This window comes from Candidatus Amarobacter glycogenicus (genome assembly GCF_016704105.1).
GTDB lineage: Bacteria > Chloroflexota > Dehalococcoidia > Tepidiformales > Tepidiformaceae > Amarobacter > Amarobacter glycogenicus.
The window spans coordinates 1-10125 of record NZ_JADJAT010000012.1 but is presented as its reverse complement, the minus strand read 5'-3'; the positions used below and the strand labels follow the sequence as shown (position 1 = coordinate 10125).

At 62.2% G+C, this 10125-nt stretch carries 11 protein-coding genes and 1 pseudogene; 3 read left to right on the top strand and 9 right to left on the bottom strand.

Features of this window, described 5'->3' with window-relative positions; genetic code table 11:
• Positions 1–175: 175 nt before the first annotated feature.
• Positions 176–373 carry a hypothetical protein gene (locus IPG14_RS10790; RefSeq protein WP_343391820.1) on the bottom strand — a complete coding sequence of 66 codons (198 nt, stop codon included), beginning with the start codon at positions 371–373 and terminating at the stop codon, positions 176–178.
• A gap of 290 nt (positions 374–663) precedes the next feature.
• Entirely contained in the window at positions 664–987 is a 324-nt protein-coding gene (locus IPG14_RS10785) for a hypothetical protein (protein ID WP_343391819.1), read from the bottom strand.
• Positions 988–1233: 246 nt separating this feature from the next.
• On the opposite strand from IPG14_RS10785, the gene IPG14_RS10780 reads away from it, so the two are divergent.
• Entirely contained in the window at positions 1234–1425 is a 192-nt protein-coding gene (locus IPG14_RS10780; protein ID WP_343391818.1) for a hypothetical protein, read from the top strand.
• Between the two features lie 1566 nt (positions 1426–2991).
• On the opposite strand, the gene IPG14_RS10775 is transcribed toward IPG14_RS10780, so the two are convergent.
• The 6 genes and pseudogenes from IPG14_RS10775 to IPG14_RS10750 all read right to left on the bottom strand — a co-directional run bounded on the left by IPG14_RS10775 (position 2992) and on the right by IPG14_RS10750 (position 5566).
• On the bottom strand, positions 2992–3225 hold the full coding sequence (locus tag IPG14_RS10775) for a hypothetical protein (RefSeq protein WP_343391817.1): 234 nt from the start codon (positions 3223–3225) through the stop codon (positions 2992–2994).
• Between the two features lie 24 nt (positions 3226–3249).
• Positions 3250–3537: an AMP-binding protein gene (locus IPG14_RS10770; RefSeq protein WP_343391816.1), complete on the bottom strand. Its 288-nt coding sequence runs from the start codon at positions 3535–3537 to the stop codon at positions 3250–3252.
• The gene (locus tag IPG14_RS10765) at positions 3446–3880 is read right to left on the bottom strand and encodes a class I adenylate-forming enzyme family protein (RefSeq protein ID WP_343391815.1); all 435 of its coding nucleotides are present in this window, start codon (positions 3878–3880) and stop codon (positions 3446–3448) included. The genes IPG14_RS10770 and IPG14_RS10765 overlap by 92 nt, the downstream gene beginning before the upstream one ends.
• A 91-nt stretch (positions 3881–3971) precedes the next feature.
• Positions 3972–4145: pseudogene (locus IPG14_RS10760) on the bottom strand (AMP-binding protein); the annotation flags it as partial.
• 11 nt (positions 4146–4156) lie between these two features.
• On the bottom strand, positions 4157–4486 hold the full coding sequence (locus IPG14_RS10755) for a Dabb family protein (protein WP_343391814.1): 330 nt from the start codon (positions 4484–4486) through the stop codon (positions 4157–4159).
• A 72-nt stretch (positions 4487–4558) separates the two neighbouring features.
• Positions 4559–5566 carry an aminopeptidase gene (locus tag IPG14_RS10750; RefSeq protein ID WP_343391813.1) on the bottom strand — a complete coding sequence of 336 codons (1008 nt, stop codon included), beginning with the start codon at positions 5564–5566 and terminating at the stop codon, positions 4559–4561.
• 330 nt (positions 5567–5896) lie between these two features.
• On the opposite strand from IPG14_RS10750, the gene IPG14_RS10745 reads away from it, so the two are divergent.
• Complete coding sequence (locus tag IPG14_RS10745) at positions 5897–6817, top strand: LysM peptidoglycan-binding domain-containing protein (protein WP_343391812.1); 921 nt, start codon at positions 5897–5899, stop codon at positions 6815–6817.
• Positions 6818–7487: 670 nt separating this feature from the next.
• Here the strand turns inward: IPG14_RS10745 and IPG14_RS10740 are convergent.
• On the bottom strand, positions 7488–7922 hold the full coding sequence (locus IPG14_RS10740; RefSeq protein ID WP_343391811.1) for a hypothetical protein: 435 nt from the start codon (positions 7920–7922) through the stop codon (positions 7488–7490).
• A gap of 302 nt (positions 7923–8224) precedes the next feature.
• On the opposite strand from IPG14_RS10740, the gene IPG14_RS10735 reads away from it, so the two are divergent.
• On the top strand, positions 8225–10125 hold a 1901-nt coding region (locus IPG14_RS10735; RefSeq protein ID WP_343391810.1), incomplete at its 3' end, for a Calx-beta domain-containing protein.

Below are 10125 nucleotides of genomic sequence, written 5' to 3'. Positions count from 1 at the left end.
AAATCCACCGGAAGAGCACACAGCCGATTGCCATGCCACCGCCGGTGGCGCAAGAAGATGACGTGGTCGCCGGCGTGTGGGCCTTTGCCGCGCTCCACGGCGTCATCCAGGGCGGCGGGAATGCAGGCCGAGCCGGTGTAGCCCCCACTTGTCCATAGATCAGTGCGTCTTGCTCTCAGGGCTGTCCCAGGTTCGCCATGACGGTCTTGATGGTGTTGACGTTGAGCTGCGTGAAGAAGAACCAGTTGACGTCGTCCACGGTCAGGCCGGCGCGTGCGGTCACCTGCCGAATCAGCGGCGGCCAGCGCTCGCTGTTGAAGGTGGCCGGGAATTTGCGCGCAGGCTGCTGCGGCTTGCCCGCAACGTTGACCACCTCCAGGCGTGGCCGGGCGGGGGGTGCCGCCGGTGTAGACGCCAAGGCATCTCGTGAAATTCACCCATCGCCAGCAGCTTGCCGCCCAGGAAACCGGGCTGCTCCCCGCCCCAGGATGACCGCCCCGCGCCGTCGGCAAGGGGTGCCAGTCTGCTTGTCATTATGCCAGTCGAGGAAGCGGGTCATGCCGTAGACGCCGACCACCAGGATGTGGCGATGGAGCGTGTCCGTGGCGATGCTTAGCGGCTTCCGATGTCGAGCGCCGCCAAACCGCGCACGCACAGTTGACGTCAAAGGCGCCGGCGTTGGTAGCGTTGAGTTTGCCTTGCACCACCGAGGCCGTGGCCGGACTCAAATAGTCGGGCGTGTCGGTGGCGACGATGGTGAGATCCGAGGTCACCCGGCGTTGAGACCGGCAGCTCCAGCGCCTGCTGTACCGCGGCCACCACCAGGTGCGACGTGACCTGCTCCGGCGCCATGACATGGCGTTCTTCGATCCCAACCTTCTCGATCAGCCAGGGGCCGACATCCTGACCCAGGATGGCGTGACATCGGCATTGGTGACGTGACGTTCCGGCACGCAACGTCCGGTAGACAAGATTTGCGTAGGGCATGGGTCAACTCCTCAAAACTGGACACAAAAGAAAATCGAGCAGCGCCTGCACGGTCGCTGCCGGGTCTTCGATGGGAAGATGTGGCCCAGTGTGGGAATGAGTCAACGCAATTTGGCCTGCGGGCAGGGGAGACCGACCAGCAGCGTCGCGGTGGCGGCGGCGCCACCCGGTCGTGTTCGCCAAAGGCACGTTGACCGGACAGGATTTGTCCCCGGGCGCGCTTCTGCGTTGTGCTGAGCGCCGGCCATGACTTGCTTCACTCCTGGTAGTGCGCCGGGGCAATCGGCCGCTGAGGCGATACGCCAGCAGTTCGGCGACGACGACGTCCGGATGGGTCCGGCAAAGCCCGGCGCACAGGCGACGGCGATGTTGGCGGCGGGACGCTCCAGCGGGTCGCCGCTCTGGATGGAGCGACGCATCGAGCGCCTCCCGGGGTGATGGGCACGACGTTGTGGCCGCCGCTGGTGGTGGCCGCCAGCACCAGTTTGCTGACCAGGTCGGCCGCGCCAGGGCCAGTTCCTGCGCGGTGCGAAGCCCGCCCAGCGAATGACCCGCCAACCACGTAGGCCGACTCGATGCCCAGCGCGTCGAAAGCAGGCCTGTGCGTCGGCCGCCAGCAGCGCGGTGGAATAAGGCCGTCCACGGCTACTCTGGCCGACGCCGCAAGAGTCAAAGGTGGCGCCTGTAATAATGGCGGCTAAGGTCGGGCGTCAGTTTGTGCCAGAACTAGGCGCCATAACCCCAGCCGGTGATGAAGAGGGAGCGGCTGCCCCTGCCCGGCGCTCTCGTAGTGCAAGGTGATTTCGTTTACAGCGATTTAGTGAGCATAGTTTCCTCATGCAGATTAAGAGCCTCACTTCAACCCTTGGCCCTTCTCCCTCTCCAAGTGGTGGAGAGGAAAGGGGGTTAACTCTCACCTCAACCCCGAGCCCCTTGTCCTCTCCCTGGCAGAAGAGAGGGACAACCTCACCTCAACCCCAAGCCCCTTCTCCTCTCCTGTGGTGGAGAGGAGAAAGGTGGAGACGACCCCCTCACCTCAACCCGGCCCTTCTCCTCTCCGCGTGGCGGAGAGGAGATGGGGGGATGAGCCTCGCCTCAACCCCTTGCATTAGGGTTTGCATTCCTCAGATGCGGACTTGTTCTTCGGCTGTGGCGTGGGTGATCAGGATCGGTACATCGGTCGGATGCAGCACGTTGTCGCTGACGCTTCCCAGCAGAACCTGCTCCATGGGGGGAAGCCGCGGCGGGCCATGATGATGAGATCGCGACCTTGTTCGGCGGCTACGTTACGCCGATGGCTGGCAGCGTGTCGCGGCCTTCGACAATGGCAGAGGTGTACGACAACGCCGGTGCGCTGCGCATTGATGACGCGGGGACAGTGATGCGCGTAGCCTCGGCCTGTTCCAGGTCGAGAAACCCGGAACAATCCTATCGTCCAACGGGGGAGTTGAACTGCTAATGGGGGCATACGCATGCAGAATTAAAACTCGCGTGGAGTGCTTCCCCATGCCGATGGCGAAGCTCGGGCTTCGCGTGTGTGGGTCGGGCCGTCGAAGGCGAGCGCAGCAAAAACGCATCGAACAGGCTAAACATGCTCCGATGACGCTGCCATTCGTTGACGTGCGTTCGGGGCCGGCGACCGCGGGGTCAGCCATACCGTACAACGCCAGCAGCGCGCCTGTTTGTTGACTGCCCGCGCCGGTCAGCGGCAGTTGGGGCGCCACCACCACCGATTTGGGCACTGTGTAGCGCGCAAGACGGCCGCGCAGATAGGTCATAAATTCCTCACTGTTCCACGCGCCGGCCGCGTCCTTGCGGCCATCCTGGTCAGCCAAGATAACGATCAGGCGCCCGACTTCGCCCGCGGTGCGGATCAGGCACGCCGATGAGCGCGGCCGCGCCACGGCCGGATGCCGTCCGCAGGCCGACGCTTTCGATCTCGACGGATAGATGTTTCCTACCGCCGGAGATAATCAAATCCTTGCTGCGGTTTAAGGATCGGTATTAGCCTTCTTCACCACAGATTGCCAGATCACCGGTGTGCAGCCAGCCGTCGGCGTCAATGGCCGCGGCGCTGGCAGCCGGATTGTTCCAATAACCCGCGCACAGGTGCGGGCCGCGGATGAGCAGCTCGCCTGGCTGCTTTGTCAGCAGGGCTGACCGTCCGGCCGGATCAGCGGCCTGCACCATGAAAGAGCGGAAAACCCTGCCGGGCTTGCGCCGCTGTCCGCCGGGCACCAGAAGGTGTTCGGGCCTCCTCGGTCAGGCCGTAGCCGGACTTGAAATCCACCCCTTTACCAAAAGCGCTCCGAACACGGGTAGGGGGCAGGGCGCGCCTCCGCTGATGACCAACTTGAGACGGCTAAAATCGGCGGTGGGCCACCGCGGATGCTGCTGCAGGGCGTTGAACATGGTGGGCACGCCGAAAAACAGGGTGGCCGCAACTCCGCCCGCGCCCTCAGCCACCAGGTCGAACACCTGACCGGCGTCGAAGCCCTGGCGGACGATGGACGCACCGCCGATGTACACCAGCGGTGCGGTGAAGAGCATTCAGTCCGCCGGTGTGAAATAGCGGTGCATTCAGAATGGCAACATCGTCGGCCGTCAGCCCCCAACTAACCACCGTGTTGACGGCGTTGGCGGTGATCGCGCGATGGGTCAAGATGGCGCCTTTGGGCAGGCCCGTGGTGCCGCCCGTGTAGCAGATGACCCAGGGCTGTTCCCAGTCAAAACCGGCTTCGGGGAGATCGGCGCCGCTGCACGCCTCGCGCTGGCTGAAGGACTGATCGCCTGGCCGGTCGGGCTGTCCCAGGGCCACCCAATGGCGCACGCTGGGCGCCAGACCGCGCAGGTCGGCGACCACGTCGCGGAACTCCGGGCCGTAGATGAACACCGCCGGCGCGGCGTCCTGGACAATCCTCCGCGGCTCGGCCTAGGGTCAGGCGCCAGTTGAGATTTTGCAGCACCGCGCCCAGCTTGCCCAGGGCAAACCAGAGGTCCAGGTACTCCACGCAGTTCAGGGCCAGCATCGCCACACGATCGCCGGGCTGCACGCCCAGCGCATCCCGCAGAAATGCCGCGGTGCGATTGGCCTGCGCGTTCCAGGCGCGATAGGTGATGATGGGGCGTTCCTGGTGCAGGGTATCAACCAGGGCCACACGGTCAGGCGTCAGGCTAGCCGGCGGGCCAGCCAATCCACGGCAGGAATCGTCATGATCGGGATCAGGGGCGCAGTCCACCGAAAGCGGCTGGCGCACGGCTCTTCGATCCTCTGGAGCAACGCTTGTACCGCGGGATGTTTGAAGTAGCGCAGGAGCGCGTCCTTGTCGGCAAAGTCGCCGACCACGGCCATGTCGTAGGCCAGGTCAATGTTCAGTTCATTGCAGCCTGTGGACCAGTTGACAATCTCAGGCACTTGGTTGGGCAGCGCGGCCAAATCAGCCACCAACTGCCCGCACGCGAACTCCGGTGCGTGCGACTTGAATTTGAAAAGAGCCACATGTCGAAACATACGTGATTTCCTTCGTCACTTTCTTGTGCATTTCGTTCTCACCAGTTGCGCTGGTGAGATTTACAGTGTAAACTTCCCATCTACCATGATCGTGCGCCCATCCAGTTCGATGGTACACGACGTGGGGATGACATCCACATGAATGCTGGCCGACCAGGTCGCGCCGGTTTCGTGCGGATACGAATCACCAAATGCGACGTGAATGCCCGGCAGCTTTTCGTCCTGCAGCAGATTGCCGGTCAACCCGTTGAGGCCGATGTTGGTGCCGATGGCAAATTCGCCCATGCGCCGTCCGTTTTCGGCCGAAGAGAGATAGGCGGTGACTTCATCCACCAGCGCCTGGTTGGCGCCTGTCACGCGGCTGATCTCGCCGGCGCTGATGTGAAAGAAGATCGGCGTCGGCAGCACGCCGTATTTCTCGCTGAAGTAATCGCCCAAAACGCTGGCCGCCACCACGCCCTCGGCTGTCGCCGGGCAGGTGAAGGTTTCCCTTCGAGCAGATTGCCCCATTGTCCCGCCCTGATGATAGATTCCCGTGCAGGGCACCCAACGCAGCGCCGGATCGAAACGCGCGGTCAGGTCGGTGCCGGCCGGCGAGGTGACGTGAATCTCATGGGCCTGGCGTGCCAGGTCGTAGACCTGCTCGGTCAGGCGGGCAATCTGATGGTAGTCTGCGGTCATACCCTGGGTCATGAGCTGCTCGGTGATGCCGATCATATGGGCATGGCGCACGTGCAGGTCGTGTACCAGGAAGACGCGCAGGCCGATGCGGAAGGTGATCTCGCCCTTCTGGCCGGTGGCTGCATAGAAGGTCACGCTGGGCGCAAAGGTCACCAGATCTTGATGCAGGGCCACCGGCACGGCCACAATGGGCCGCGGGGCGTAGTCTTCCAACTGCACGATGCGCACAACCGCACCGGCCGAACGCGCTGCTTCGGCCAGCGCTTCAGCGATGGCGGCGCGGGCGCGATCGGTGAGAATGAACACGCGGTCCTGGGCGGTGACGCCCATGCAGGTGAACACCGCGCTGTGCGCGCCCGGGCGCAATGCTGCCAGTGGATCAATCACGCTTTCGTCGCTCCTTTCGATCCGTGTACGATTTCGATGATCTACTATTCATTATACCCACGAACGGCCCAACCGTAAAGAACACACCCGGTTACGGAATGAATCCAATCACTTTGACAAATCCAAACGACCGGCGTATGATGATGCTGTACGCCCACTGGGGTGTACCGGATGCCCCGCAGGTCAGCTACTTCCTCAAACCATCGCGCGCCGGCCTCATCCGATCTTCGTCAGTAGTCGTGCATCTGAGTGGCACAGTATATCGGTCAATGACCAGGAGAAAAGAATACTATGGGAGTTTTTCAATCGCAGAAGACAGTTCCCGTCCAGATGACGGACCTGGCGCCGGTGGCCCAGGCGGTCGCCAGCCATTTTCAAGCCAAGGGCTTCGAGGTGAAGAGCCAGCGCACGGACAAGGGTTGGCATGTCAGCGTCAGCAAGGCCGACACCTTCAAGGTGGTCATGGGCACCAAGACAGCCCTGAACGTGGAGCTGGAGCCAAAGGGCGATGGCACCGAGATCAGCGCGGGGATTGGCGTCTTCGGCCAGCAGAGCGGCGGACTCGGTTCGATCATGGCGGGGCCACTGATGATTACCCAACTGTGGGGCATGGTGCAGCAGTCCAAGTTGGACGACGAGGCGCTGGCCGTGGCGGAAAAGGCGCTGCAGGATGCCAAGTCCGCGGGGGCCACATCGGAAAAGGCAGCCGCGGATCGCGCAACGGCCGCACGCGCGGCGGCTGAGATGCAAGCTGAGATGGAAGCACGCCGGCACGAAGAAGAGGCGGCTACGGAAGGGGAGGCCAAGGCTCAGGCGGCGGCCGCGGCCAAGGCAGCGAAGGCCCGCATGGAGGCCGAGATCGCGGCCCGCGTCCAACAGGAAGCCGAGGCCGTCACCCGCGCACAGGCTGCGGCCGCGGCCAAGGCGCGTATGGAGGCCGAAATCACCGCCCGTGTGCAGGCTGCGGCAGAGGCAGCAGCAAAAGCCGAAGCAGAGACCAAAGCGAAGGCTGAAGCCGCCGCGCAAGCTCGTGAGGCGCTCGGCGCTGAACCTCAACCGGTGGTGGGCACACGCGGCGTCCTCGGCGGCAGCGAGCGGACGCACGTCGTGGTGGCCGGCGACAGCCTGTACAAGATCGCCGCGCACTTCTATGGCAACGGCAACCGCTGGCCTGAGATTTTCGAGGCCAACAAGGATATCATCAAGAACCCGCGCATCATTCGCCCCGGCCAGAAGCTGCGCATTCCCTGATCCGACCAGGCTGGAACCGAACAGAAAAACGGAACCGCCACGGCGCAAAGACCGCAAAGAAACCTGGATAGGACTTGGCGATCTTCACGTCTTGGCGGTTTCTTGCTTTTTGCAAGTTGAAAAAAAGCGACGCCCGCCCGCCCCCGCAGATCAGCGCGTTTGCCGATTGGGTCAACTTCTGCTAAAATGACAGCATCTTCAGGCAGACCGCATGACTCCCTTTACGCCGTCGTTTTTCGGATACGCCATCTTCCGCGTTGGCGGCTACGTTTCACGCCTGTCCGACCCGGCTGATCGTCAGTTGACCGTTGCCCTGCTTTGTTGATTTGTGTCCGGCGCCGATTCCGGCCGGCGCCCAGGGTCCTCCACAGACCCAAGCCGTCATTGTTCGTCAGAAAAATCGTATCCCCTGCATCGGAGGATTGTTCCATGTCAACCCGTCGTCCATCTCGCCCTTTGGGGCACGCCCTGTCCATTCTTCTCCTGCTTAGCCTGCTGGCTGTGCTGGTCACGCCGGCGCTGGCGCACAACAGCCTCAACCCCTCTCAAGCCGGCGTTGCCGCGCCGGCAGCCGCGCCCCCGTCCCCAAGACGATCGGCGGCGGCGGCGACTATGCCACCCTCAAGGCGGCGTTCGATGACATCAACGCCGGCACGCTGACTGGCGCCATTCAACTGGACGTCATTGGCGACACCACCGAAACGGCGACTGCGTCGTTGAATGCCAGCGGTGTTGGCGCCGCATCGTATACCTCGGTAACGATTGCGCCAAGCGGCGGTCCCAGGGTGATCACGGGCAGCATCGTCGGCGCGATCATCAAGCTAACCGGCGCGGATAACGTCACCATCGACGGGCGCATTGCAGGCGCAGGCCGAAATCTCACGGTCTCCAATTCCAATACGTCCGCTTCGACCGCGGCTATCTGGCTGACCAGCACCGGCGTTGGCGCTGGTGCGACCAACAACGTCATTCGCAACCTCGAAATCGCTGGCGGCGCGACGCAGAACACCAGCACCAGCTCGACTTTCGGGATCATCCTGGCCAGCAACAACACTTCGATCAGCACTACCAGCAATAGCGACGACAATGACAACAACAGTTTCATTGCCAATCGCATTATCCGAGCGCGATATGGCATTGTCACGCGAGGAACGACAACCAACCTGACGCTCAACACGATCGTAACCGACAACATCATCGGCCCGACCTCCTTCGGAGCGGACCAGATTGGCAAGGTCGGCATCTTCATGCAGGCCGACCAGGGCGCCGCCGTCTCGGGCAACACCGTTCAGTTCGTCGGCGGCGATTATGCCAACACGACCGGCGGCGCCGACCGCGTGGGAATCGGCATCGGACAAGAGTCATGGAGCATCGAGTCCCTCGACTCTAACCTCAAACACATACGTGGTGACAAAGAACATCATTCACGATGTCGTAGAGGAAAGAACTTTCTCTGCTGTTGGCCTGCTGCTGGGCACCACCGGCGGCGGCTCGGCCACCAACAATCTGGTCGCCAACAACTTCATCTACAATGTCAAGGCCAACGGGACTGGTGGCGACAACGCCGTTGGATTGGGGATTGCGGGCGGACATACCGACACGGTCGTTTTCAATTCCATCTCCATGACTGGGGACGTCGATCCCAACCCGAGCGCGTCTGCCACGACGAACTTCGGCAGCGGAATTCGTATCGCTAACGCAAGCGGCGCAACGCATGCGAATTTGACGCTTGAGAACAACAGCGTCTACATGGACTTGAGCTCGTCAAGCACGGTAGCCGTGCGTTACTACGCCATCAGCGGAAATTCGGCGGCCTACAGCTTCGGCACAGGCGCTGAGAACAACAACAATTACTACATCAACCCCTTGAATACGCAGCTTCAGACGGGCGGTTTGGGCAGCACCTCCGGCAACACCCTGACGACGCAGTTCGCCACGCTCGCCAACTGGCAGACAGCGTATACGGTTCCGCAAGATGCCGCGTCGATTCAAGCCAATCCCAACTATAACTCTGTCACGTCGGATCTGCACATCAACGGTGCATCGCCGAACATCGATGTCGCCGTAACCATCGCGGGCATTGCGGACGATATTGACAACGAAGCCCGTCCGAATGGTGCGTCTCCAGACATCGGCGCGGATGAGTTTTATGCTCTGCCCGGTCAACTGAGATTCAGTTCCGCAACCTACAGTGGAAATGAAGGTACAACGGCGACGATCACAGTGCAGAGAGTCAGTGGTTCGTCCGGAACGGTCACGGTTGACTATGCCTCAAGCAATGGAACGGCCACGGGCGGAACGTGCGGCACAGATGACTACGTTCCCGCATCCGGCACTCTAAGTTTCGGCGATACCGTCACTAGTCAGACCTTCAACGTAACCCTCTGCTCAGATGCAGTCGTTGATCCACTCGAAACAGTCAACCTTGCTCTGTTAAATCCAACAGGTGGCGCGACGTTGACAGCACCCAGCACCGCCATATTGACAATCGGCGACGTCCCACCGCCGTTCAGTGGCGCCTACACGGTGGGCTCGGGCGGAACGTATCCGTCGCTGACCAATACCGGTGGTATCTTCGAGGCAATCAACCTGGCAGGTGCGACTGGCAATATCACGATCAATATCATCTCGGACCTGACCGGAGAGCTTGGAACCCACGCCTTGAATGAAATCGCCGGCGGGTACACGGTCCTAATCAAACCCAGCGGCGCATCGCGCACTATCACAGGCAGCAACACCGGCGCGTTGATCAAGCTCAACGGTGCGGACGGTGTGAGGATCGACGGCTGGACGGGGGCCACGGTCGCCGGAGACGCTGGCGGCAATCCCGCCTTGCGAGAGTTGACCATTCAGAACACCAATGTTGGCACGTCGGCAGCCGTGATCTCGGTCCAATCCGGGACCAACGGCGCCCAGAACAATACCATCAAGAACGTCAACGTGCTGGGGCAGGACCCGACGACGACGCTAATAGGTATCGCGCTGGGCGGCAACACACCGGGATCCGTTGGAACCGACAACGACGGCAACCGCGTCGAGAACTGCTCGGTCAAGCGCGCGATCTACGGCATCTACTCGGCGGGCGCCAGCGCAGCCAATCCCAACCTCGGCACGGTGATTACCCAAAATGACCTGTCGGCGACGACGACCGACCGCATTCGCCGGGTGGGCATCGTTGTTTTCAATGAGGACGGCGTCCAAATCAGCGAGAATAGCGTTGGCGGGCTGGACACCAACGAAAGCGCCGATGCCATCGGTATCGGCGTTGGCACGCAGGGCGTGGATACCACGCTCACGACGAGCGGCGG

Excerpts from the sequence above, each read along its gene's own strand:
- IPG14_RS10745 (WP_343391812.1), top strand. The coding sequence starts at position 5,897 with ATGACGGACCTGGCGCCGGTGGCCCAGGCGGTCGCCAGCCATTTTCAA.
- IPG14_RS10770 (WP_343391816.1), bottom strand. The coding sequence starts at position 3,537 with ATGCTCTTCACCGCACCGCTGGTGTACATCGGCGGTGCGTCCATCGTC.
- IPG14_RS10780 (WP_343391818.1), top strand. The coding sequence starts at position 1,234 with ATGACTTGCTTCACTCCTGGTAGTGCGCCGGGGCAATCGGCCGCTGAG.
- IPG14_RS10740 (WP_343391811.1), bottom strand. The coding sequence starts at position 7,922 with ATGAAACTGTTGTTGTCATTGTCGTCGCTATTGCTGGTAGTGCTGATC.
- IPG14_RS10785 (WP_343391819.1), bottom strand. The coding sequence starts at position 987 with ATGCCCTACGCAAATCTTGTCTACCGGACGTTGCGTGCCGGAACGTCA.